Consider the following 25,244-nt stretch of genomic DNA (forward strand, 5'->3'; position numbering starts at 1 on the left):
AAATTTTATTTGTAAATCTTAACTATTATTTATCACTATTCTTACCTATATATTTATTATATCATTGTATGCATAAAGTTACAATTCAAACCCTACAATTGCAGGAAATAGCATACTTTTGGGCTTTGAACTATTTTTTGGTACAAATTATTTGCCACTTACTTAACGAAACTTTCCAGTACTTAAATATATTAAAGTACTGGTATTCCCAACTTAAATCATCTCCTGCAAAGCTAGACCTCTTCTGAAATGTCGTTAAAATACAGTTCTAAACTGTTCAATATGAGTTATTGTATACTCCATACACCCCATACCCATGGCAAAGAATGATACCATTATTATCAGTATTATTGCGCCGAAATCGTATTTCATTATTTCTTCTTTGTTTATTAAATAGGCTACAATAATTTCAATTCCTAGTAGAACTAAAACTAGGGGCCACATTGATGCTATAAGTGAATATTTAATACTTGGATTTATTAATCGTAGTAAAAACATTATTCCAAATATAACTAAAACTATTCCGGTAGTAAAGGTTCCTACTCTACGTCCCTTAATCATTCATATCACACTCTTTTTTCTTACCTATAATAAGCTTTGCACCCACAACAATTATTACAATACCTATTATTATCTGAGGGGCCATTCTTGTTACATCATTAATAAGATTATATAGTTCGCCCGACATATTCATACGTCCAAGTAAGGTGTTTATGATGTTATTCCATATTAAATAAATGCCTAGAAACACTAGTAATATCCCTGCAATCAAGCTGTGTTTCTTAAACATTCCTTTATCTATTTTCACTAATTCATCAAGAGAAAATAAATAATTATCCTCTAAAAGTAAAAACTCCTCATCCGTTGAATAACGTTTATTCATACAATCGAAAAACGAATAAAACCAAATCAATGGTAAAACGAATAGTAGTGGCCCTATCGAAAGCCAGCTAGAAAGAAATATTAAAAAGAAGAATGCTGCCATAAGTGATAAACCCATCTTCATAAATCCCATATACATGTGACCTGCACCAGGTAACATTGAAAAACTAAAGGTTAAAAATTTACTTTTTTCCTTTTTCATTATTAAAAACCTCCAAGTTAATTATTTTTTGCGAGAAATTATTGAGACTTTCATTAATTGCGTTTATAGTACTTAAACTCATAGGGGTTACCTCCAGTGTTTCACTTTTAGCATTGGCCACAAAATTTAATGGATTTGAAAAAACAAACATTAATGCTATACTTGCTGCCATTACTACCCTAAGAGAATAAAAGATAAATTGAGTATTGCTTTCTTTTTTCTTTTTTATTTTGTTTAGTATTTCCTGCTCAAATCCTAAAGGAGCATCAGTAAGTTCATTATCATCGAAACTATTAGCTAAAGCATCAGCACAGCCTTCACAATGGCAAATATGTTCTGATAATAAAATTAGTTCATTATCACTTAGAGATCCCTCTTTAAGCCCTTTTATTGATATTTTAGTTAAGTGTCCATTTTCTTTAAATAATGTACCACTCACATAAACTCCTCCTTCCATAAAACTTTCAACATCTTTTTGGATCTATAAAGATGTGTTTGCAATGTTTTCAAACTTTGACCTGTGTCTTTTGCCATATCAGATAGTTTAATATCTTCACAAAAATAGTTTACTGACACAGCCCTATAAGGCTCTTTTAATTTCTTACATAAACTATATATTTTTTCGCTACTATGCTTTTTTAAAAGCGACTCCTCAGGTGTTTCCCCCTTATCCTTTATACCCTCAAAATCTTCATCAGGTATGCTGCGAATTTTTCTTGCAGGACTTTTAAGAAAATCTTTACATTTATTTACTGCAATTGTTGTAAGCCAAGCTTTAAAATTTACCCCATCAAATTTACCAAAGTTTGTATAGGCAGACAAAAAAGTTTGTTGTGCCAAATCTTCTGCATCAAAGTAATTTTTTGTAAATGATAGACAAATAGTAATGATTAAACGTTCATATTGTTTTATATAGTTTGCAAACTGTTCTTTTTGAACAACCATCACCCCCTTTTTTGTCCTTACACTTAATATAACGATTGAGAAACAAAAAACACTTCAATTATAACATTTAAAATGTAATGTTATTAAAATTAATGTTACAATTACCATATAAATAAAGTACAATTTAACGACATTTCTGAAGGAACGTCTCCCACTTCTATAAGTGGGAGTACCTACTATAAGTAGGCGTTACTTACCCTAACAAATAGAAAACTTCAGTGAGAGTATAAATCCCCTTCTGAAGTCGTTAATATACAGCTCCGCAGGAGATGATTTAATAAGCAATAGCTCTGTCAGGCTATCGCAAATGTATTTATATGATGGGAGGTAACAGTATGTTTAAATTAGCACTGAGTTCACTTATAATAGTTCTAGGAATAACACTCATTTTATTAGGAATTTATAATACCAAAAAAAAAATACTAGAAATGAACATTCAAGACAAGAATGTACTAAATAAATATCTAAAACAACAAAAAGTTTCAACTGTTATAGCGGGATTTAGTTTTCTACTATTAGGTATATTATCTATATTAAATTTACTAACTGGTGAACAGATCGGGTTTTTGGGCAGTTCTATTTATCTATTAAGTAGAGTAACCGATTTTGCATTTGAAAAAAAATACCCAACAACAAATTTGTAGTTAATACTAATATAGGTTGTTCCCTATCCTATCTGCTTCTAATTGATTACTTATGCACTTTTTAATAATTACCTTTAAAGTAGTACCACGTCCAAGGCAATATTCGATACAAAGTGTGCACTAATTATAATAACCCTCATATTATATCAGTAGATATTAATACTATAGGAGTTAGTAATAATGAGTAAAAAAGTATCAATTAACCTGCCAGATCATGTGTATAAATTAGCACTGCGAAAATCTAAATTAACTCATGGAGAAAATAATTTTTCAGGTTATTTACGTGAGTTAGTATGCAAGGAATTTACAGATAATGAACTAGAACATGAACTTTTAAAACTTAATGAACCCCTATGGTTAGGGATTACAAAGACAGCTGAGTATAACTCTACTTGTCAGGTATGTACTAATTCCATTTCTCCTGGAGAATTAATTTGTTATACTGACTTAGGATTTCAAGAAGACTATAAAAATTGGGTTCACAAGAATTGCTGCAGAAAAGATTAATAAGTAGAACTAGAGATGACAATTTAACCTCACTCTAACTTGCTACATACACTGAATCTAATAACGTAAAAAAATAGGCCTTTTGAAGGCCTATTTCAGACCGTTGACAAACATAAAATGTAAAACACTCTAATTTAAAATTGGAGTGTTTTTTTCATATTCAAAAAGGATTTTAGGACATCAATGTCGAATATATATAGTATACAAACTTTATAATTCGGAGGGCATTATTATGATTAATGAAAAGAACTTCACACAACAAAAACTAGAAATGGTGTATTTAGAAGATTTAGTTCCTAAAGACCATATTCTGAGAAATATAGATAAATACATGGATTTCTCTTTTATAAGAGAACTGACTAAAAAATATTACTGCTTAGATAATGGAAGACCTGGCGTAGATCCTATTATACTTTTTAAAATGCTGTTTATTGGGTACTTATTTGGAATAAAATCTGAACGACAACTTGTAAAGGACATTGAAGTAAATGTGGCTTATAGATGGTTTCTAGGACTAAGTCTTACTGATCCTATTCCAGATCATTCAACAATTAGCCAAAATAGACGTAGACGGTTTAAAGGTACAGATGTGTTTCAAAAAATATTTGACGAAGTAGTATTTAAGGCTATAAATCTTAAGATGGTAACCGGTAAAATACTTTACACAGATTCTACACACCTAAAAGCAAATGTTAATAAGCGAAAGCTTGTGAAAATTGAAGTTGAAAAAACGCCGAAAGAATATGTAGCTGAACTTAATAAAGCAGTGGAAGAAGATAGAATAAACCATGGTAAAAAACCTTTAAAAGAAAAAGAACCTGTTACCAAAATAAAAGAAACTAAAGTTAGCACAACCGACCCCGACAGTGGATATATGATGAGAGATGGCAAGCCGGAAGGCTTCTCATATTTAGATCACAGAACTGTCGATAGCAGACATAACATAATTACTGATGTGTATGTTACTCCTGGAAACATAAATGATGTTGATCCTTATATCGATAGATTAGATGTGCAAATAAAAAAGTTTAATTTTAACACAAAATATGTTGGTGCAGATGCTGGTTATGCTACAAATCTTATATGTAAAGAACTATATGAGAGGGAATTAAAATCTGTAATGGGATACCGTAGGTCTCCACATACAAAAGGAATGTACACAAAAAATAAATTCCAATATGTTAAAGAGCAGGACATTTACGTATGCCCTGACTTAAGGGCTTTACATTATAAAACGACAACAAGAGAAGGATATAAAGAATATGTTGGTAATGCAAAATATTGCGAGATATGTCCAAATAGAGCTCAATGCTTTTCTGCAAAAAGCAAGTTTAAAACTATTAGAAGACATGTTTGGGAAACGTATAAAGAAGATGTTGTAAAGTTCACCAGAACAGATAAAGGCAGAAATATATATAGAAGAAGAAAAGAAACTATAGAGCGAAGCTTCGCAGATTCAAAACAACTGCATGGGCTTCGCTATTGCCATATGCGTGGATTAGAAAATGTGAAAGAGCAGTGTCTGCTTACAGCAGCAGTGCAGAATATGAAAAAGATAGCTAGCCTGCTATCTTTACTGTTTTTTGATTTTCTAACTAAGAAGATAGTTGTTATTTTAAATTTATCCATAACTCAAAGCGCTATCGCATAATTGCATGTAAAAACCCCAGTATAATAAAAAAATTATACTGGGTTTGTAAACAACCTGAAATAGGCCTTTTGAAGGCCTATTTTTAATAAATAATCTATTTAGCTAAATCTTCTATAGAATTAATGTTCATATATTTAGGAACAACTAACCCTATTTTAGCTCCCTCTAGGTTTGGACCTAGATCTTCAACTTTACCTTTGTAGTCAGCCATATATTTAGCGTGTGTTCCTGGTAACCATGCTGCAACAATAGCATCTACATCTCCAGTAGCTACAGCCGCCCACATAGGACCTGATTCTACTTGCGTAAGTCTAACTTTGTATCCCATATCTTCAAGTACTAATGCAATTACATTAGTAGATGCAATTTCTGTATCCCAAGAAACATAAGCAAGCTTGACTTCCTTACCATCCACTTTTTTTGCACCCGCTGTCCACTTACTTACTTTATCTTTATTGTCAGTAATCCATTGTCTTGCAACTTTCTTTACAACTTCACCCTCGTTAACTTTAAGCATAACAGCTTCCATATCATCAGCTGTCCATGAAAATTGGTCTAAAATTTTATAAGCATCTGGCTTATCTTTTTTTAATCCTAAGCGTGCAATTGTATTTATATTTTCAGCACCACCGAAAGATCCTTTAGGGTCCTTTAAGTATTTCAAATCATATTTACTAAACATCCAGTGAGGTGACCAACCAGTTATTATAATTGGCTCCTTATTTTTAATTGCATCTGAAAGTGCTTGTGTCATAGCAGCACCTGAGCTAGTTTGCACTTTATAATCTAATTTATAGTCTTTAACAGCTTTTTCAGCAGCTTGCACTACGCCCGCGCCCGCATCTATACCTGTAATCTTATAATTTAATTGTTTTTCAATACTTGAATTATCAGTCTTTTTTACTTCGCCACTTTTACTACTACATCCTACAAAAGTCAGAGCTATTAGACTAAATGTTACTATTCCAAATTGTTTCCAATTATTTTTAATCATTAATTTACTTACTCCTTTTATTTTATTTTGAAATGTCGTTAAATCATCTTCTTCGAAGCTGCAATATTAACAACTTCAGAAGGAGATTTACACTCCCAATTATAGAAGTGGAGACTTTCCTTCTGAAATGTCGTTAAAACCTTATGTAGTGTGTTTTTTATTTAGCGCTTGAGTAATACGATCCAATATCATCGCTAATATAACAATAGCTAAACCTGAAGCAAATCCTTGTCCGGCTTCATTTCTTGTAACCGCTCTAAAGACTTCAACACCTAACCCGTCAGCACCAATCATAGAAGCTATAACAACCATAGATAGTGCTAACATAATTGTTTGGTTAACCCCTGCCATAATTGTATTTTTCGCAATCGGAAGTTGAACCTTAAATAATTTTTGTGCAGGAGTTGACCCAAAGGCATCTGCTGCCTCAATAAGTTCTGTTGAAACTTGGCGAATACCAAAATTAGTTAACCTTACAACTGGAGGCATTGCAAATATAACAGATGCAATAATTCCAGGTACCATTCCTATCCCAAAGAAAGAAACAGCTGGTATTAAATAAACAAAAGCAGGCATAGTCTGCATAATGTCTAATATAGGCGTTACTATATCTTGCACCATTCTGCTTTTTGACATCCAAACTCCAAGAGGAATACCAATCAAAATTGATATTGAACTAGATGTCAAAATCAATGAAAGGGTAAGCATGGTTTGTTCCCAATATCCAAGATTTAGGATTAATAGCAACCCCAATAATGCAAATATAGATAAACCCCATTTTTTCTTAGTTATAAATATAGTTAATGCTACGATAATCAGTATAAAAACCACTGGAGGGATAGCTATTAATGCGTCACTTAACCCATTTACAACAGCATTTAGAATATCTTTAATTGGTTCAAAAAACCACTGAGCGTTATCTCTTAACCATGCTACAAGCATGTCAGCCCATTTAACTATTGGTATCGTTGGTATTTGTTTCATCGTTATTCACCTCATTTCCTGCAAGAGCCGCTAATACTGCACCTCGAACTATAATTCCTTTTAATATTTTTTCTTCAACAACAGCTACTGGTACAGGAGAATCGTGTATTATCTCAAACAAATCATTTAATGACAAATCTGGAAGAACTACAGGAACATCCGTAATCATAACATCATAAATATCTTTAGTTCCATTTTTCACTGCTTCAGCTGCCGCATCTGCAGTTACAACTCCTAAGAACTCTTTGTTTTTATTAATAACATAGATACTTGAAATTCCAGCCTGTCTCATACGTTTTAATGCAACTCGTGGACCATGTTTTTCTACATCTATGGTCTCTGGGCGTTTCATAACATGTTGTGCAGAAAAAACCTTGGATCTATCTACATCCTCAACAAACTTTCTAACATATTCATCAGCAGGATTTGTCATAATTTCTTCTGGAGTACCAACCTGCACTATTAATCCATTTTTCATAATTGCTATTCTGTCTCCAATTTTAAGTGCTTCATCTAAGTCATGCGTAATAAATATAATTGTTTTATGCATGGTTGCTTGTAAATCTATAAGCTCATCTTGCATCTCTTTACGGTTTAAAGGATCTAGTGCTGAAAAGGCTTCATCCATTAATAAAATATCTGGATTATTAGCTAGAGCCCTTGCAAGACCTACTCTTTGCTTCATCCCTCCTGATAATTGACTAGGATATTGATCCTCGTATCCTTTAAGCCCTACCAATTGTAATGATTCGAGGGCTTTTTCCTCAATTTCTTTTTTATCCATACCTTGTATTTCTAATCCGAATCCGGCATTCTCCAAAATAGTACGATGGGGAAATAATCCAAATCCTTGAAAAACCATGCTTAGTTTCTTTCTTCTAGTTTCTCTTAATTCATGTTTATCCATTTTCGCCAAATCCTCACCATCCACTAACACACTACCTGCATTTGGCTCGATTAGACGATTAATCAATCTAACAAGGGTGGACTTCCCACTTCCTGACAATCCCATAATGACAAAAATTTCTCCAGAGTGTACTTCAAACGATACCCTATTTACACCTACAGTCATTCCTGTTTCTTTTAAGATATCTGGTTTTGTTTTTCCTTCTTGTAAAAGCTTTATTCCTTGTTTAGGGTTTTTACCAAAAATCTTGGTCAAACCTTTAACTTCAATTTTCAACATTTATTCACCTCTTTGATTATTTAATCTATGTATTATTTGTAAACACATCCCTTTAGATTTAAGCGATATTCTTACATTGTACTAGACCTCGACAGTAAATACAAGTTTTCGACAATCGCATTTCTCCTATTATATTACATATATGCTATTAATAAGGTATTTGCATACTTATTCAACCTCCTGAATTATTAAAAATAATTAACATAAAAAGGTGTTCTTTATAAACACCTTTTTTTGTTGGATCTATTTTGTTATTGTGTTACATTTGTTGTTTTTCTATACAATGTTTTTACATTTAAGTTTTTTAATACTTTTCCATAAGAAGAATGCGGTTAGTGCAGTTGCGATCAAATCTGCACAAGGTTGTGAAAGCCATAATCCATCCAATTTAAAAAATAATGGAAGTATAAGAATAAGTGGAATTAGTACTATGACTTGTCTTAATATGCTTAAAATCATTGAGGTTTTTGCCTCATTTATTGCTTGAAAATAGCTTGCCCCTAAAATTTGAAACCCTAATATAGGTAAAAAGATTAAGTCTATTCTAATTCCACGTGCACCTAGATTTATTAGGTCAGTATTATTACCTACAAATACGCCAATAAGCTGCTTCGCAAATACTTGTACTCCTATAAATCCAATTATAGCAATGCAAGTGCCAAAAGTTATGGCAAGCTTTAAAACCTTTAAAACCCTTGGATACAATTTAGCCCCATAATTATATCCTATTATAGGCTGAATCCCTTGACTTATACCAAATATAGGCATAAAAATAAGCATTGATATACTATTTAATATTCCCATTGCAGCTATTGCAAGATCCCCTCCGTAAGAATAAAGACCTTTATTATATAAAATAATTACAAAACTTGATGCAATTTGCATAGAAAAAGGAGCCATGCCAATAGCAAAAATATCTTTTATAATATGTTTATGCAGCTTTAAATTGGCTTTCTTTATTTTTAGCACGCTTCCACTGCTTTTAGATGTAAAATATTTCAATACTAATATAGTATTAAAAGCTTGAGAAATTATGGTTGCTATTGCAGCACCTTGAATTCCCATATCAAAAACGAATATGAATATTGGATCTAATATAATATTAATAATTGCACCAAATACCATTGTAAGCATTGCCATTTTAGGATTACCCTCTGCTCTAATTATATTATTAATACCAAATCCTATATTTTGAAAAACAGCTCCCATAAGTATGATTTGTATATATGCTTTTGCATAGGGGATACTATTTTCACTTGCTCCAAATAAGATTAGGAGTTTATTTAAAAACAAAACTCCAAGTATACTAATCACTAATGATATTATCGTTATAAGTATAAAGGCATTTCCCAAAATATTATCTGCCGCTTCCTTGTTTTTTTCTCCTAGTTTTATTGATATAACTGCACTAGCACCTATCCCAATAAGCATTCCAAAAGCCATTATAATAACTGATATGGGGAACGTTATAGCAAGTCCTGAAAGTGCATAGGATCCTACCCCTTTAATATGCCCTATATACATTCGATCTACAATGTTATATAACGCATTTACAATCATCCCTGTTATAGCTGGCACCGAAAACTTAACCAGTAGTTTTCCTATACTTTCTGTTCCTAATTCTTTTGTTTGATTCATAAAAACATTCCTCCATACTAAAAATATAAATTTAAAATGTCAGTAAGAAACTTTTACAATTTCCAGTAATTTTATATTATTCTATTTGAGTCACATATGTTTAGATATGCGGCATTAACCATTGATATACCTATTTTCTAGTATAACACATGTTCTACATTTTTTCTTATTCTGCAAGCCTAAATTATTCAATCTACTTCAGGGCTCATTAACAACAAAATATATTGCAGTTTTTATAAATATAGTTTGTAATGTTTATTAGAATACATTTAAATAAACATTAACTTCAAAATTACATTTAATATATTGTCCAAAAATGTGATATAATAATTCTTTATTGTCTTCTCTATATTTAAAAAAATTTGATATGTCTAATTTATTTTAAAATAGAAGACAGAATCATATACGCAAAATTGTTAGGAGTGACAAAACTATGAAAAATACAATATTAACACCTAGTGGAGTAATAAAATTAGAGGAAGAATTATCCTTTCGCACAGGAGAAAAAAGAAGAGAAATAACCGCCGCAATTAAAGAAGCAAAGGGCCATGGCGATTTAAGTGAGAATGCAGAGTATGATGCAGCTAAAGATGAGGAAGCAACCAATAATGATAGAATAATTGCAGTTCAAGAGTTACTTAGGAACTCTACAGTCGTAGATGATTACAGTAGTGACGACCAATTAGGTCTTGGAGGTCAGGCTGATATTAAATTTCTTGACACAGGTGATATTGAGAACATACACCTGGTATCAACAGTAGAGACCAACCCTGATTTAATGAACATAAGTATTGAATCCCCTCTTGGAATGGCAATATATAAAAAGGCACTTGGAGAAAAGTGCTCTGTTATATCTCCTGAAGGCAATTATGAAGTAAGTATAGAAAAAATTTACGAGTAAAAAAATTTAAGCAGAGATCACTCTCTGCTTAAATTTTTTTTATTAATTCTTGTTTTGTAAATTTAAAATTACCCCTTATCATTGCTTTTATGAATTCACATTTCAAACCCTTATTTCAAGGCACGGCGGAGAAACTTCATACGGATGCACGACACCCTTTACTTATTATCCACCATATTTTTTTCTGCTGCCTCTACCATTCTCTTTACCATTTCTCCGCCGACATTACCTGAATTTTTTATTTTATTTACAATATTACTTGGCACATCGCCCATATCTACATTTCTGCTTTCAATATTATCTACTGCCATATCTTGTGCTACTTCCATCTTAAATTTTTGAAGTTTTCCCGCTGCTTCTGGTACTAATGTTCTTTTAGTCATTTTACTACCTCCATATAATTTTAGATAGTGTAAACACTATCTTTACTTTTTTTATATAAATCCTTGAATTTGCAAGGATTTAAGTTGTTTTTAAAATAAAAAAACAATGCCCCCCTCTATTTGATATAATTGTTGTATCTGAACTCAACAAAATACCAAAAGGAAGGTGTCATTGTGAGTACAATTATATCAATGTTAGTTACCTATAATCAAGTATTACTTTCTCAAATTAAACAATTACTTATTTTTATTGCTAAAAATATACCGCTAAAAGTTCCAAAATACGATATGACAAGTCCTAAATATAAAAAACTTACTGTAGACAAATTGCCTACTATCAAAACTTTTGAAAAGCTTAATTATAATCAACTATTAGATGAGTATAAAACCTCTCATGGTAAGGATAAAAAACCTGTCAATTCTCGTGGTAAATATCCAGTATCCCCAGAGACCATCTGCCCTCAATGTGGCGCTCCGCACATCTATATCTACGATAACGCTGGAGGCCGTGGGCAGCTTTGGTGCAAAGTTTGTGATCTGCATTTCAACAAAAATAAGGTTAATTTTAAAACTGAGAGCTTCCTTTGCCCATTTTGTGGACACTCTTTAAGTAAGAAGAAGGACCGTAAAAACTTTTATATCCATAAATGTGTTAATAAAAAATGTAATTATTACCTGAATTCTCTTTCAAGGCTTTCTCTTGAAGATATTAAAGAATACAAGAAAGATAAGCACAGATTTAAACTGCATTACATTTATCGTGAGTTTACAACGAATTATTTTGATGTAGATTTATCTTCTATGCCAAAAGGTGCTACTAGCCTAAATTTCAGAAATTTTTCGTCTCATGTAATGGGCCTATGTCTAACATATAACATTAATTTAGGATTATCTACACGCCGTACGGCGCTTGCTCTTTGGGAAATACATGGAGTTAAAATATCTCATGTCATGGTTAGCAGATACGCCGTCACAGCTGCCGCTTTAGTTAAACCCTTTGTCGATAATTATGACTATAAGCCTACTGATTACCTCGCTGCTGATGAAACTTATACTAAAGTCAAAGGAGTCCATCAATATGTTTGGCTTGTTATGGACGCTATCAAGAAATCAATTTTAGGATACCAAGCGTCTTTTAGCCGTGATACTGGCCCTTGCATTTTGACTATGCGTATGGCTTTCGATAAGTTCAAAGAGTTTCCCGGCAAGTCACTTAAATTCGTTGCTGATGGCTATACTGCATATAAGCTTGCTGAGCAACAGTTTAAACTTAACGGCATGGACTTCGATGTAATCCAAGTAATTGGTCTTACTAACTCTGATCCTATTTCAACCGAATATCGTTGGCTTAAACAAATAATAGAGCGTCTCAACAGAACATTTAAATTTTCCTATAGGGTTACAAATGGCTTTGGTAGTGAAGAAGGTTCCAACACGCACTTGGCGTTGTTTGTAGCATATTACAACTTTCTCCGCCCACATAGCTACGCTTATTGGGGACCATTGAACTCAATCCCTGAACTTGAAAAGATTTCTACTATGCCAGCAAAATGGCAAAAGTTAATCGAACTTTCACAGCAACTTATAATAGAAAAACAGGTTGTATAAGTGAATTTACCTTTTAATATAGTTTGAATTTTCTTACCCGGCAGGGTTCCGTAAAAAAGGAACAATCTGATTAGGTATATTTTTGCTGACTTTTTTTATTTACCAAAAAAATTACAAGGTTTTGATGAAGACAAAACTAATATTTCATTCCTTTAAGGTATATTTTCACTTTTCAAGGTGCAATTTAAATTCCAAAATTTTTAATCTTGTTTTTTCATAGATTAGTTAACACTATCTAATTTTATATTGTAAATACCCAAGATATATTGTAATAATTTTGATCTCAACCTTGTATATCTACAACTAGTATTTTTTAAAACGAACTTTTTATTCATTAATTCATCTTTAAAATTTTTATTTAGGTTTATTAATTTTGATTGTGTTTGAAATAAAATAAAGAAGATAACTTTAATTATCTCCTTTTTCTATTATATTTATTTATAATGGTTATCTATTTTTTTATGCGGCTTATCAACTCTACCATTAATGATTTTTATCAGTAGAAGATGTCTTGAAACTTTTTTCAAGCCTATCCACAACTTTAGTATACTTGTCCTTTTCATTTGCTGGAAATTTAAAAATAAAAGTATTTGTTGAAGCTTTTCCTACTACTTTTTTTTGATATACTATTTCGTCACCTTCAGTATAAGATATTACAAACCAACTACCACCTTTAGCTTTATAATACATATTATTATTTTTAATTGCTTTATTGTATATTGAATCAATAGTATCATTTGGTGCATTATTAGTTCCATATATCTGCAAATAAACCTTTCCATCGTCAGATTTAAGTATATTACCATTTGCAGTATCATTAACTACTTTAAGATCATTAGGATACATAATTGAATATGAAAATTTTTCATTACTATAACTTTTATATTCATCTTCCTTAAGTTGATTCCCCTGAGACTTTGCCTCTAATATTTTTTTAGTCTCGATTGCTTTTAAATCCGATGTTTTTTTTGCCTCCGCCGCTTTTGCATCTTCTATTATTTTATCTGCTACTATTTTTGCATCTGCTATTTTTTTATCCTCTACTATTTTCGCATCTGAAATCCTTTTATCCGCTATTTGCTCTGGTGTTCCTGTTGCAGCTTCTGATGATACTTGTGATGGTGGTGTTGAGACTATTCTGTATATACTTACTACTATAACTAATAGTACTATGAGTGATAAGATTACAAGTGCTTTTACTGACTTTTTCATTTGTTTTTTCTCCTCGCATATGCTTTTGTAGTGATAACTTTATAATCATAATTATTTAAAAGTTATTTGTTTTTTTTAATAAAAATGCTAAATACAATTGCTATAATAAACCCAATTAAAAACGACACCCAGATTGGCATAATTTAAACCCTCCTTAACCATCACATTAAAAAGGATACAGACTTCATGTCTATACCCTAATCAATTGTAGTCTCTAAACTTTTAAGCTCAGCTTTTTCTATTTTAGATCACTTATGAAATTTGGAAGATCAAAGCAAGATTTTGCAATCTCCTTTGTTAAATAACGAGTTTCAAGAGGCAATTTATTTACGTCCATGTTACTAGGATCATAAACATCTGAAGCCATTGTAAAACTCCATAATCCACCTGGGTAAGTTGGAACAAACGCTATATAGGTTTTTACAATTTTAAAGTTATTCTTTAATATCCTTCTTGTATTCTCAATTATATTACGATGAAGCATTGGAGATTCACTTTGACATACCATTACCCCATCAGTTTTTAATGTTCTTTTTACATTTTTATAAAATTCTTCTCCAAACAAATCCTTAGCAGGACCCTCAGGATCTGGTGAATCGACCATTACTATATCATACTTAATATCGGTGCGCTTTACGTATTCAACTCCATCTCCGAATTTAAAATTGATTCTTTTATCAAAACCTGCGCCTCCGCTTATTTCCGGAAGAAATTTTATGCTTTCTTTTGTTACTACTTCGTCGAGCTCAACCATGTCAATTGTCTCAAGTTCTTTATACTTTGATAATTCTCGTACCGCTCCACAGTCTCCTCCACCAATAACCAATACGTTTTGTGGGTTTTTATGTGTGATTACTGGAATATGAGTAATCATTTCATTATATATAAATCCATCTGCTGAAGTAGTCTGCATTGACCCATCAAGCACAAGACATGGACCAAATGCCACAGTATCTATCAAAGCTACCTCTTGATAGGGCGATTTGCTATAGGAAAAACATTTATTAATTTTGTAAGTAATTTTCAAACTTTTTTTCTCAACTTCAACTTCCTCAAACCACAGTTCATTATCAATTTTTTTAAAATATTTTGGCAATTCATCCATTTTCATAATAATTCCTCCATTATAATAAATTTAAGCTTGTAAAGATGCAACTCTATTATAGTTAATTCAACAATTACAGCTTCAATGTTTTCTTTTGTATCTCCGAAAGTCACCACTTCAAGTATATCATAGATATTCGAAAGTTCAACTTGGATATGCTAATGATAACCTAACACCACTATATCTTATTCTATTTAAATCTCCATCAACCCATAATAGGTAACTGAAAGTTATCCAATGGTCACTCAAGAAAAAAGGCTTAACATTATAATTGGGTTAATAATATTAATATCATGTTATTTTTTTCTAAATCCTTTTTAAAACAAAATTAAGAAAAAAGAATAATAGAAAATAATTATAATGTTTTGCGCAAACTAGAGGATCTACATGTTGCTACAGTGGAGACGAAAATAAATAAAAATCATAAACTAAATGATGTAAAAGGCAGTGATAACTCAAAAGAAACAAAAGCCACCTGCATAAAGGTGGCTTTTTATAATATAAATATTAATTATTTATAACATTCTCACATTTCAACAATTGAAGTAGCATCTTCTTTCGATTTTATTAAAATGTTGGAAATTACAAAAGCTAGTAAAGAAGGTATAAGCCATGAAAATCCTGCACTTGCTAGCGGAATAAATTTAACAAATGCAATGTTATTCCCACATAAACCATTTACTGTATCTAAAATAGTTATTATTAAAGCTGTGTATACAGTTATAGCAACAACCTTATCATTTTTCACTTTATCACCAAGAAAGGTAATAGCTATTAGAATAATTACAATTGGATATAAAATTTGTAAAATTGGAACTGCCAATATAACTATACTATCAACGCCTTTTGTAGCTATTACTCCACTTACTAAAGCCATAGAAATAGCATTAGTCGTGTAAGATACTTTACCATTTGAGAGTTTGGCAAAGTATTTTGCTCCACTTGAAAGTAATCCTATAGAAGTTGTTAAGCATGCAAGACTCACAGATAAACTAAGAATAACGCTACCAATACTGCCTAAGTCTAGTTTTACAATTTGTGTAACTAGATTAGTTCTTGCTATATCTTCAGAGAACAATGTAGATGTTTGGGATCCAAGATACATAAGTCCAGAATATACAAAGGCTAAACCCACTACAGCCACCATAGATGCCTTTATAGTCATCTTCATTATATCTTTAGGATTTTCATAACCCTTTGCTCTAACAGCTGAAAGAATTATTGATGCCAATATAACAGAACCCATACCGTCCATTGTTTGATAACCTTCTAATAAAGATTTTGAAAATGCACCTTGGTAATGTGTATTTACAATTGGTCCAATAGGAAATATTATCCCTTTAAATATAATTATAGCGAGCATTAATAAAAGTGCTGGTGTAAGTATTTTACCTATATTATCAATTATTGAAGAAGGTTTAAGCACGAATGCAAGTGTTATTGCAAAATACAATATAATAGTTATGTTTTGCCCCATAAATGGGAATAAAGGCTGTATTCCAAGTTCGAAAGTTGTTGCAGCTGTTCTTGGAACTGCAAATAAAGGTCCTATAACAAGAATTAAAGCTACACCTGTTATTATTGCAAATTTTGAACCTACTCTATTTGCCATTTTATCGAAAGAACCATTAATTTTAGCACAGGCAATTATTCCAATTAGAGGAAGACCAACTCCTGTAAGGAGGAACCCTATAATAGCTATAATAAACTTGCTTCCTACCGCTTTCCCTAAGTATGGTGGAAAAATTAGGTTTCCTGCACCGAAAAACATTGCAAATAGTGCAAACCCTATAACCAAGGAATGTTTTGTTGAAGTTTTCATTTGTGTATACCTCCAGATGGATGAATTTATGTAATTTTAAAAAATAATTAAATCCATACTATTATTTTAAGAATAAGGCTTACCTTATCTTTTTAATTTCTAATTGAGCCATAATGCATGGTAATGCTAGGTTGAACAATAGTTTTCCTATTTTACCGTTTTCAAAATCTGAATTCATGAGAAAATCTCCTTATTAAATTATTTGAATAATAGCATTGTATAACAATGCGTGAATAATAACAACTATGAAAAGTATACCAATAAGCTAACTTCCGTATCACTGCGATGCAATCAATACATTTTTTTGCTGTTGCAATTCCCCTAGGCAATTACCATAACTGCGCATATTTTTTTATTTACAAACAAGCCTTTAAATGCTAAAATTAGTCCATAATTGTTATAAATTGTGAAGTAACAACATTTTTTTACACCTAGTATTAGTTACTGTAAACCTTATAGCATGATAAATTGTAGAATCTAATAAATTAAAAGTAAAAACTTGAAAATTTACATTAGTCAAGTTTATCATTATTTGAGTATGTTTTTTTATCATCTAAGGAGAAGTGATTCAATGTATGAGTATTAAAATTAAAATAATTATTAGTTACCTAATATTAATTATACTTACATCAAGTTTTTTAGGTATTTTAATTGGTAAAATATCAAAGGATGCAGTATTTAAAGAAGTTAAAGAAAAAAGTCAAACTGTAACAGAATTAATTAATACTACAATAAGCGTAAGAAATGATTCCATTATAGAAAAGTCTTATAGTAATTTAGATTCTGCTGAGAAGTTATTATATAGTTTTGGTAATATACATGTAGATAATACCCAAAGTATAAAAGTAGGGGATTATTATTTACCAGTTTTATATGCCGGAACACACAAGCTATCATTAGATACTAAGCTTGTTGATGATATACATAAATCTATAGGTAGCACAGCTTCTATATTTTTATTAAGTAATAATAAATTAATAAGGGTATCTACAACCCGTATTAAAGGCAACCAAAGACTTGAAGGAACATACTACCCTGCTGACTCAGATATTTACAATACAATAATTAATAATCATGAGTATTGGGGCGTAAATTTATCTGAAAATCAAAGTTATTTGTCAAGAATTAAACCATTACTTAATAAAGATAAAAAGGTTGTAGGAGCAATAGCTGTAGGGAATACATTACTTAATGATTATTTAGAAAAAACATTAAATAACTTTAAAATTGGAAAAACAGGTTATGTATACATAATGGATTCTAATGGAAAAGCGATTGTCCATCCTACTGATAAGGGAAAGAATCTAAGCAACTATGAATCAAGTAAAAAAATAATTTCAAATAGAGATGGATTAATTGAATACACATATAAAGGTGTGCATAAATTAGCTTACTCTATCTATTTCGAACCTTGGGATTGGTATATTGTTACCACAGCTAACTATGATGACTTAGCATCGTCAAGTAAATCAATTTTGAATACCACATTATTAAGTGGGTTATTAATGATTTTATTAGGTGGGATTATAGCTGTGTTTATGGCTAACAATTTGGTTAAACCCATTAATAAATTAAAGTCATATATGGAGATTGCGGGCTCAGGCGATTTAACAGTACATTCTGACATAAAAAACAAAGATGAAATAGGGGTATTATCCGATAGTTTTAATAATATGATAACTGAAAATAAACATTTGATAGAAGAATTGGTACAATATGATAAATTGAAAACTGAATTTATTGCCAATATGTCTCATGAATTAAAGACACCGTTAAATATAATTTTTTCTACAGCACAATTATTTTCTGTATATATAAGCAAAGATGTAAATTCAAATAACATGGATAAGTTAAACGAATATACAAATTATATAAAACAAAATTGTTATAGACTGTTACGACTCGTAAATAATATAATTGATATTAGTAAAATTGATTCTAAATTTATGGAGTTAAATTTAAAGAATCAAAATATAATACAAGTTGTTGAGGAAATAACCCTATCGACTATTCCGTATGTGCAAGGCATGTCAAGAATAATTATTTTTGATACGGATATAGAAGAAAAAATTATGGCTTTTGATGAAGAAAAGATGGAGAGGATTTTACTTAATTTAATTTCTAATGCAACTAAATTTACTAGGCCTGGAGATAAAATCGAAGTTTGCGTTTACGATAAAGATAGTCACGTTATACTTTCTGTAAAGGATAATGGCATAGGAATCCCAGAAGATAAGTTATCACAAATTTTTGAAAGGTTTAAGCAAGTGGATCCTTTACTAAGTAGAGCACATGAAGGTAGTGGTATAGGACTTGCTCTAGTTAAATCTTTAGTTGAAATGCATGGTGGTAAAATTAATGTACAAAGTAAGTATCAAGAAGGTACAGAATTTACAATAAGCTTGCCTGTTAATATAGTTGACGGTAATGATAATCCGAATTCAAAAATAGGTTTAATGAATCAAACAAACAGTGAAAAAATACAAATTGAATTTTCCGATATATATAAATAAAAAAGCTGCATTGAATGCAGCTTTTTTATTATACCCTTTACTTTTTCTTTAATATTTGAATTTGTCCTAAAGATCTTTCCTCCCCATCATTCCCAACTCTAGTCATTATGTATATTTCATAAAAATCTCCGCTTACCTCAATATTATTTCTATCAATATACTCAATAAGGCTTTTATAATACTTGCTAGTATCATTATAATCATCATCAAAATTTAATGTTATATATTCCCCCTTTGGCAAAGTTATTAAATTATCATCATTTGTAACACACTCGAAAACATTAATTAGCATATTATTATATATTAGTTCATTATATTTTTTTATATCTTCATATGATACAGCAAAAGCAAGCTCATTAATTGAACTACTATACTTCTGCTCCATCGATACTAATATTTCACTTAGATTTATTTCAAATTCTTCTGTATATCTCTTTGTATTATTATATTTTTTAAATTTTCTTTCCTTGTTATATTTAATAAAAACATCATTAATACCTTCTTTTAAAGAATTTTTTATACGCTTCTCAAGAAAACTAATATTATTTTTTACTGTGTTTAAATCTTTTATTTTGGTATCTATCATTTCCTTTTGCTTACTTATTATATTAAGTATGGAATCAAATGAAGTATAATTTTCTATTAATTCCTTTATTTCATCTAAAGATAAGCCCATAGCCTTACATTGTTTTATTGAATTAAGTATTACAAAGTGTTTTGCGCAGTAATATCTGTATCTGCTCTTCTCGTCTATATATGACGGTTTTAGTAGTCCAATTTTATCATAATATCGTAATGTCTGAACTGATATATTTTGTAACTTTGACATTTCTCCTATTGAAAAGTTTGTCCCCATATTCTAACCTCATTTGTATTTAATACTTCCAAATAATAAAGCTATTTTTTATTTTTAATGCATCCTCAAACTATTATTTTCCTTTAAGTTCCACATTTAAATCGGTTAAAACCGCTTGTGTAGAAGTTTTTATGTTTGCAATTAATTTTATAGTTATAAATGTTAAACTTTCGGATACTATTGCACTTACCCATATTCCATTTATTCCAAATATACTTCCAAATAAAGTTAAACATATTGGCAAGAAAATAACTGATCTACATACACAACTTATATTTGCATACTTTGGTTTTTCTATAGCTTGATAATACACAAGAGTATTTAAATTTATTCCTACTACAAAATAGCTAAAACTTGCTATTCGAAGGGCCTTATATGCTAATTGCGCTATGTATGCATCTGTTGTGAATATTCCTATAATCTTCTGTCCAAAGCTAAAACTTGTTATAACAAAAAAGACACTTATTAAAATTGATGCTACGCATGTTATTTTAAAGAATCCTATCAATTTCTCAACATCTTTTCTTCCATAGCTATAACTTAAAAGTGGTTGTACTCCGAGTGTTATTCCATAAAGAACCATATAAATATTTGTAGTTAAATAATTTATTATACTATATGCAGAAATTCCTACCTCCCCTACATATTTTGCTAAAGCTATATTATGCAATAACACAATTATTGAATAACTTGCTTGTGCAAAGAATGATGGGAATCCTATAAGTGAAAACTCTTTAATAAGTTCCTTACTAATTTTTACATTCCCAAAAGTTAATTGACCTTCTCCTTTTAAGAAATGAGGTAATAGCATACATACCGTAACTATTTGACCAAGGCCTGTAGCTATAGCTGCTCCTTTTATTCCAAAACCAAGTTGAAATATAAATATATAATCTAATATTACATTAGTTATTGCACCACTTATTGTAGATACCATTGCAAGTTTTGGTCTTCCATCGTTTCTAACAAAACTACTAAGAACTATTCCCGTTAAATTAGGAATACAAAATAGTGCATAAAACCTTAAATACTCTACTGACAAACCCTGTAGCCTCTCTGTTGCTCCTAATAACTTTACTATTGGTTCTGTAAATATAACACCAGTTACACTTATTACAACACTAATTATTAGCAGAAATTTAAATACTTGTCTAAATATATTTACTGCTTTTTCAGTATTATTTGCTCCAAAATTTTTAGAGACTAGAGCCCCTCCACCTATTGCAAACATAGAAGCTAATCCAAATAGTATAACTGTAAATGGTAGCACTATGTTAACTGCTGCTAATGCTGAATCACCAACACCTTGTCCTACGAACATTCCATCAACAACTGTATATAAAGATGAAATAAACATAGCAAGTGCTGATGGAATAGCATATTTCAAAAATCTCTTTGTCATATATATCCACCTTTTTTCATTATTTTCACACTTTCTTATTATAAACTGTATTGTTACTATAGAGTCAACTTCTTTCTAAATAAGCAAAAGTATTACTAAAAAATAGAGCCATTAGATAAATTTTTATCCGCGACTCTATTTTTTTATTTTATTGAATACTACAGAAATAACGTTAAAATGTCTAATTTATTATTCCCTATCCATTTAGAAAAACGTGCTTAAATAAATTTCTCAGCACTCTTCCAATGTTTTGAAGCTAAATCATACTTTTTAAAGTCTGGTATAGTTCCACCTGTTTCAACTAAAGCTTTTGCTACTTTTTTAAAATCCCTTCTTGTTTCACATTTAAAAGAATTTGATTCCTCTATTGATTCCATTACTTCTTCAATTTTTTGCTGAAAGCTATTCATTCCTAAACCTCCTTCTATTTTGATGTGATAGATAATAACCTTGAATTTTATCTACTGGAGCGTCATTTGATAAACTCTAATGCCTTGATTGTGTAGAACTATCACTTGATTTTATTTTTTCTTCTAAAGTAACATCAGTAATGTCACTAGTAATATTAGATATGTTATACATAATAGACATCTCAGTGTTTGAAACGCCACTACTTCCTTTATTAGCGTCTAATTGATTAATTGATTTTTTTGCTTTCCCTAACTTGTTTTTATTCATTAGTATACCGTATCTCCCTTCCAATACTGAAATCAAATTATATATTACTTACACAATATAGTTTAACCATTTTGTTATAAAGTATAACAGAAAACTAATGAACTCTATTTTAATAGGTTATTAAGTATGAGTCATATATATAAATCAGTTATAAGCAAATATGTTTCAGCAATAAGTATATATAGTTTTTTTACACATACTATATTTATAGTAAAATTGGCGGTGAAGGATAAATGAAAATTTTATTTATGGCAGTTACCCTAAGAGCATCATGGTCTCATTCATTAAAAGAAAAAAGAATTGTTGTAAAAAGCATAGTTCAAAAACTAAAAAACAAGTTTAATATATCAGTAGCAGAAGTCGCTGAGCAGGATATTCATCAAACAATAGTTATCGGTATCGTAGGAATATGTGGAACTTCATCTCAGCTAGATTCTACAATGGAGCATATTATAACTTTTATAGAATCTAATACTGATGCAGAAATAATTGATATTCAGAAAGAGGATATCCAAGGTATGTAGACTTTCTATTGATGCTATAATTAGCCTTGTTGCAAAAAAACTGCATAACATATTCAATGTGAAGAGTTGTTGAATATGTTATGCAAGTGTTTTTTGTATGTGGGTAAAAATCTTTTTCCTTACATTTCTATATCCTTCCAGTTAACATTGAAACTAGTTTTCCAAAGAATTACATTAAATATCAAAAGCGCGACCGCATAAACACCAATATATATCATATTATTTCTAATAGCTACATGGATTCCGGCAAATACTAAAAGCAGCATAATTGTAATTACTGATGGCTTTATAAGCTTACCACTATCCGATGTAGCAAACTTTACACTAAAGGGCATTGCCTTATTTGATGCTTTAAAATACACCAATAATAATATTAAAAGAACTAGAAACATTACTATTAAGTCTAAAATTATTGACGGTCCTTTAAAAATTGTGAACACTATAGATTCTAATATATATAGCGGTAGTATTAGTTTGAATATAGTTCCTTTTACTGCCCCTTTTAATATTACTCCTGGATTTTCTATTGGCAATACCTTGTATATAAATGCCCCTTTATAATTATCACTATTATTTATAAACGCTGTACAAAAGCAAAGCAAGAATATAGTTATATACATTAACAAATGAATTTTCCCACCATATCCTGTTTTAATATTAACCATGAATGATTTATCTTGTCCATTACCCATAAACATAAATAGAACCGGCATAAACACTGCCATTGCAAGTGTTGGATACACCTTAAGCTTCAAGTTTCTCTCTGTAGCTATCATATTTTGAGTAAATTTAAACATACCCTTTTCAACTCTGCCTCTGCAAACAATTCCTGCTATAAATTCTTTTCTAGTTTCACTTTTACGACTTACGGCTCCCCCTCTATCATTTAATTTTTGAAGGTTCTTTTCAAAATAAGGTACTACGCTTTTAATATAAAGCGTCATTAACATAATCGGTCCTGCTATTGCAAGTGCACATAAAAACATTAGAAAAGGTTGTTTATTCCCATCTATTAGTATACCAAATGGAGATGCAAGCCACATAGATGGAAGTAATGCATGCCACAACTTAGGTATATATTCACTATTCATATTGGTAGCATCAAAGACTCTTGCAACCAGTTGATATCCAAAAGCAAATACAAATGCTAATAATATTTGAAAATAGTTTATAATATCCTTTAATTTTTCTCCATCAAAAAAATTTAAGACTAAAGTATATAATAAAGATGTTAAAGCTATAACTAAGAACACTACAAGTATATTTTCTATAAAAAATATCACAGAAAATAAAGCTCCATATTTTACGCTACCAATAACTAGTGGAATCAAATTTAATGACAGTGATAAACCTATTAAATATATACATATATGAGTAGTCTTTGCTGCATTAAATGTCTTACTATCGATTGGCTTAGGTAGTAATATATTTTTCTCTTTTACATCTAGTAATACTGCTGAAAAATCAGATATCATAAGTGAAATCATCATAAATAGATTTATACCTATTACAACATTTGCAGATTGCATAGATGACATACCACCCGACATTATTAATCCAATAAAAATGCTCATAACTGCATTGAACATCAATAATGATAGATAATTATTCTTGTCCTTACTTTCATCTCTCTTTTTATTATTCCCCATAACAGTACTTACTCTACGACCATCTGTGGTTAATTTTATCTGAAGAATCATTCTCATAGTATTATAGTTAACGCCTAATTTTTCATATAAAGATTGAAATTTATCCAATATCGCAAGTACGGTGAAATTCTTCATATTTTACACCTCGCAAACCAAAGAAACAAATTCTTTAGCAACCTCTGCATGCTCATTAAATCCTGTTAGCTGATTGAATATTTCTTCAAGTGTTCCTTCCCTCTTATTATTCTTAAGCTCTTCAAAACTTCCATCAGCAACTATTCGTCCCTCATTTAACAGTAATATTCTATCACTTACCTTCTCTACAACATCCATTATATGTGAAGAGTAAAATATGGTTTTTCCGCTCTTTGCAAGACTCTTCATAACCTCTTTAAACACCATTACACTATTAGCATCTAGTCCCCCTAGAGGCTCATCAAAAAATAAAATATCCGGATTATGAATTAAACTACATATTATAATTAACTTTTGCTTCATACCTTTTGAATATGAGGATATTCTAGAATCTATAGCATCCTCAATTCCAAATAAGCTCATTAGCTTCGTTACTCTCTCGATAAGCTTTTTCTCTTCTAATTCATATATTCCGCCTAAAAAGCTTATATACTCATAAGCAGTTAAGTTTTCATATATATCTGCAAACTCTGGTACATACCCTATTTTCTTTTTATACTCTACGCTTCCATTACTTATATCTTGTCCTAATATTTCTACCTTTCCCGAGTATCCTTCTAATATCCCAAGCATTATCTTTATAGTTGTACTTTTACCAGCGCCATTAGTCCCTATATATCCGATTATTTGACCTCTAGGAATTTCTAAATTTATTCCGTTAAGCACCTTTTTACTCCCATAGCTCATTTGTAAATCTTTAATTGATATTATACTTTCTAAATTTCCCATCGTACCCTCCCCTTGGATGTATTTTTTATCTGTT

At 30.5% G+C, this 25,244-nt stretch carries 25 protein-coding genes; 7 read left to right on the forward strand and 18 right to left on the reverse strand.

Annotated elements, in window-relative coordinates; all coding sequences use genetic code 11:
* Positions 1-255: 255 nt before the first annotated feature.
* From ACWJJT_RS04150 to ACWJJT_RS04165, 4 genes are read right to left on the reverse strand one after another with little or no spacing between them, the layout of a single operon-like run.
* Positions 256-561 carry a LiaI-LiaF-like domain-containing protein gene (locus ACWJJT_RS04150; RefSeq protein WP_462956167.1) on the reverse strand — a complete coding sequence of 102 codons (306 nt, stop codon included), beginning with the start codon at positions 559-561 and terminating at the stop codon, positions 256-258.
* A complete protein-coding gene (locus ACWJJT_RS04155; protein WP_462956168.1) occupies positions 554-1,084 on the reverse strand; it encodes a hypothetical protein in 531 nt (176 codons plus the stop codon). Before ACWJJT_RS04155 ends, ACWJJT_RS04150 begins: the two co-directional genes overlap by 8 nt.
* A complete protein-coding gene (locus ACWJJT_RS04160) occupies positions 1,065-1,523 on the reverse strand; it encodes a hypothetical protein (RefSeq protein ID WP_462956169.1) in 459 nt (152 codons plus the stop codon). The genes ACWJJT_RS04155 and ACWJJT_RS04160 overlap by 20 nt, the downstream gene beginning before the upstream one ends.
* Entirely contained in the window at positions 1,520-2,032 is a 513-nt protein-coding gene (locus ACWJJT_RS04165) for an RNA polymerase sigma factor (protein ID WP_462956170.1), read from the reverse strand. The genes ACWJJT_RS04160 and ACWJJT_RS04165 overlap by 4 nt, the downstream gene beginning before the upstream one ends.
* A gap of 332 nt (positions 2,033-2,364) precedes the next feature.
* On the opposite strand from ACWJJT_RS04165, the gene ACWJJT_RS04170 reads away from it, so the two are divergent.
* The 3 genes from ACWJJT_RS04170 to ACWJJT_RS04180 all read left to right on the forward strand — a co-directional run bounded on the left by ACWJJT_RS04170 (position 2,365) and on the right by ACWJJT_RS04180 (position 4,831).
* Positions 2,365-2,673, forward strand: coding sequence for a hypothetical protein (locus tag ACWJJT_RS04170; protein ID WP_462953949.1), 309 nt, complete (start codon positions 2,365-2,367; stop codon positions 2,671-2,673).
* 180 nt (positions 2,674-2,853) lie between these two features.
* Entirely contained in the window at positions 2,854-3,180 is a 327-nt protein-coding gene (locus ACWJJT_RS04175) for a hypothetical protein (RefSeq protein ID WP_216303683.1), read from the forward strand.
* 232 nt (positions 3,181-3,412) lie between these two features.
* Positions 3,413-4,831, forward strand: coding sequence for an IS1182 family transposase (locus ACWJJT_RS04180; RefSeq protein ID WP_462956171.1), 1,419 nt, complete (start codon positions 3,413-3,415; stop codon positions 4,829-4,831).
* A 94-nt stretch (positions 4,832-4,925) separates the two neighbouring features.
* Here ACWJJT_RS04180 and ACWJJT_RS04185 read toward each other — a convergent pair whose 3' ends face one another.
* From ACWJJT_RS04185 to ACWJJT_RS04200, 4 genes are all read right to left on the reverse strand, one after another.
* Positions 4,926-5,825 (reverse strand): glycine betaine ABC transporter substrate-binding protein, encoded by a 900-nt coding sequence (locus tag ACWJJT_RS04185; protein ID WP_216303684.1) that lies wholly within the window; start codon positions 5,823-5,825, stop codon positions 4,926-4,928.
* 141 nt (positions 5,826-5,966) lie between these two features.
* Complete coding sequence (locus tag ACWJJT_RS04190; protein ID WP_216303685.1) at positions 5,967-6,809, reverse strand: ABC transporter permease; 843 nt, start codon at positions 6,807-6,809, stop codon at positions 5,967-5,969.
* Positions 6,778-7,995 (reverse strand): quaternary amine ABC transporter ATP-binding protein, encoded by a 1,218-nt coding sequence (locus ACWJJT_RS04195; RefSeq protein ID WP_462956172.1) that lies wholly within the window; start codon positions 7,993-7,995, stop codon positions 6,778-6,780. The genes ACWJJT_RS04190 and ACWJJT_RS04195 overlap by 32 nt, the downstream gene beginning before the upstream one ends.
* A gap of 276 nt (positions 7,996-8,271) precedes the next feature.
* On the reverse strand, positions 8,272-9,633 hold the full coding sequence (locus ACWJJT_RS04200; protein ID WP_216303687.1) for an MATE family efflux transporter: 1,362 nt from the start codon (positions 9,631-9,633) through the stop codon (positions 8,272-8,274).
* A 433-nt stretch (positions 9,634-10,066) separates the two neighbouring features.
* On the opposite strand from ACWJJT_RS04200, the gene ACWJJT_RS04205 reads away from it, so the two are divergent.
* Positions 10,067-10,534: a GreA/GreB family elongation factor gene (locus ACWJJT_RS04205; protein ID WP_216303688.1), complete on the forward strand. Its 468-nt coding sequence runs from the start codon at positions 10,067-10,069 to the stop codon at positions 10,532-10,534.
* A 158-nt stretch (positions 10,535-10,692) separates the two neighbouring features.
* Here ACWJJT_RS04205 and ACWJJT_RS04210 read toward each other — a convergent pair whose 3' ends face one another.
* The gene (locus ACWJJT_RS04210) at positions 10,693-10,917 is read right to left on the reverse strand and encodes an alpha/beta-type small acid-soluble spore protein (RefSeq protein ID WP_165414532.1); all 225 of its coding nucleotides are present in this window, start codon (positions 10,915-10,917) and stop codon (positions 10,693-10,695) included.
* Positions 10,918-11,091: 174 nt separating this feature from the next.
* On the opposite strand from ACWJJT_RS04210, the gene ACWJJT_RS04215 reads away from it, so the two are divergent.
* On the forward strand, positions 11,092-12,525 hold the full coding sequence (locus ACWJJT_RS04215; RefSeq protein ID WP_258280699.1) for a DDE-type integrase/transposase/recombinase: 1,434 nt from the start codon (positions 11,092-11,094) through the stop codon (positions 12,523-12,525).
* A 483-nt stretch (positions 12,526-13,008) separates the two neighbouring features.
* Here ACWJJT_RS04215 and ACWJJT_RS04220 read toward each other — a convergent pair whose 3' ends face one another.
* The 3 genes from ACWJJT_RS04220 to brnQ all read right to left on the reverse strand — a co-directional run bounded on the left by ACWJJT_RS04220 (position 13,009) and on the right by brnQ (position 16,664).
* Positions 13,009-13,737, reverse strand: coding sequence for a hypothetical protein (locus ACWJJT_RS04220; protein ID WP_462953007.1), 729 nt, complete (start codon positions 13,735-13,737; stop codon positions 13,009-13,011).
* A 238-nt stretch (positions 13,738-13,975) separates the two neighbouring features.
* A complete protein-coding gene (gene speE / locus ACWJJT_RS04225; RefSeq protein WP_462953008.1) occupies positions 13,976-14,848 on the reverse strand; it encodes a polyamine aminopropyltransferase in 873 nt (290 codons plus the stop codon).
* Positions 14,849-15,368: 520 nt separating this feature from the next.
* Positions 15,369-16,664 carry a branched-chain amino acid transport system II carrier protein gene (gene brnQ / locus ACWJJT_RS04230; RefSeq protein WP_462953009.1) on the reverse strand — a complete coding sequence of 432 codons (1,296 nt, stop codon included), beginning with the start codon at positions 16,662-16,664 and terminating at the stop codon, positions 15,369-15,371.
* Positions 16,665-17,239: 575 nt separating this feature from the next.
* Between brnQ and ACWJJT_RS04235 the strand changes: the two genes are divergently transcribed.
* Positions 17,240-19,177 carry a Cache 3/Cache 2 fusion domain-containing protein gene (locus ACWJJT_RS04235; protein WP_462953010.1) on the forward strand — a complete coding sequence of 646 codons (1,938 nt, stop codon included), beginning with the start codon at positions 17,240-17,242 and terminating at the stop codon, positions 19,175-19,177.
* Positions 19,178-19,214: 37 nt separating this feature from the next.
* Here ACWJJT_RS04235 and ACWJJT_RS04240 read toward each other — a convergent pair whose 3' ends face one another.
* From ACWJJT_RS04240 to ACWJJT_RS04255, 4 genes are all read right to left on the reverse strand, one after another.
* A complete protein-coding gene (locus ACWJJT_RS04240; RefSeq protein WP_462953011.1) occupies positions 19,215-20,033 on the reverse strand; it encodes a MerR family transcriptional regulator in 819 nt (272 codons plus the stop codon).
* Positions 20,034-20,106: 73 nt separating this feature from the next.
* Complete coding sequence (locus ACWJJT_RS04245) at positions 20,107-21,435, reverse strand: MATE family efflux transporter (RefSeq protein WP_462953012.1); 1,329 nt, start codon at positions 21,433-21,435, stop codon at positions 20,107-20,109.
* A gap of 218 nt (positions 21,436-21,653) precedes the next feature.
* Positions 21,654-21,845 carry a hypothetical protein gene (locus tag ACWJJT_RS04250; RefSeq protein ID WP_462953013.1) on the reverse strand — a complete coding sequence of 64 codons (192 nt, stop codon included), beginning with the start codon at positions 21,843-21,845 and terminating at the stop codon, positions 21,654-21,656.
* Between the two features lie 76 nt (positions 21,846-21,921).
* Positions 21,922-22,113, reverse strand: coding sequence for a hypothetical protein (locus ACWJJT_RS04255; protein WP_462953014.1), 192 nt, complete (start codon positions 22,111-22,113; stop codon positions 21,922-21,924).
* A gap of 233 nt (positions 22,114-22,346) precedes the next feature.
* On the opposite strand from ACWJJT_RS04255, the gene ACWJJT_RS04260 reads away from it, so the two are divergent.
* Positions 22,347-22,637 carry a DUF503 domain-containing protein gene (locus ACWJJT_RS04260; protein ID WP_462956173.1) on the forward strand — a complete coding sequence of 97 codons (291 nt, stop codon included), beginning with the start codon at positions 22,347-22,349 and terminating at the stop codon, positions 22,635-22,637.
* A gap of 119 nt (positions 22,638-22,756) precedes the next feature.
* On the opposite strand, the gene ACWJJT_RS04265 is transcribed toward ACWJJT_RS04260, so the two are convergent.
* On the reverse strand, positions 22,757-24,421 hold the full coding sequence (locus tag ACWJJT_RS04265) for a hypothetical protein (RefSeq protein WP_462953016.1): 1,665 nt from the start codon (positions 24,419-24,421) through the stop codon (positions 22,757-22,759).
* Between the two features lie 3 nt (positions 24,422-24,424).
* A complete protein-coding gene (locus tag ACWJJT_RS04270) occupies positions 24,425-25,210 on the reverse strand; it encodes an ABC transporter ATP-binding protein (protein ID WP_462953017.1) in 786 nt (261 codons plus the stop codon).
* Positions 25,211-25,244 lie beyond the last annotated feature (34 nt).

The sequence above is a fragment of the Clostridium sp. CM041 genome, assembly GCF_055081035.1.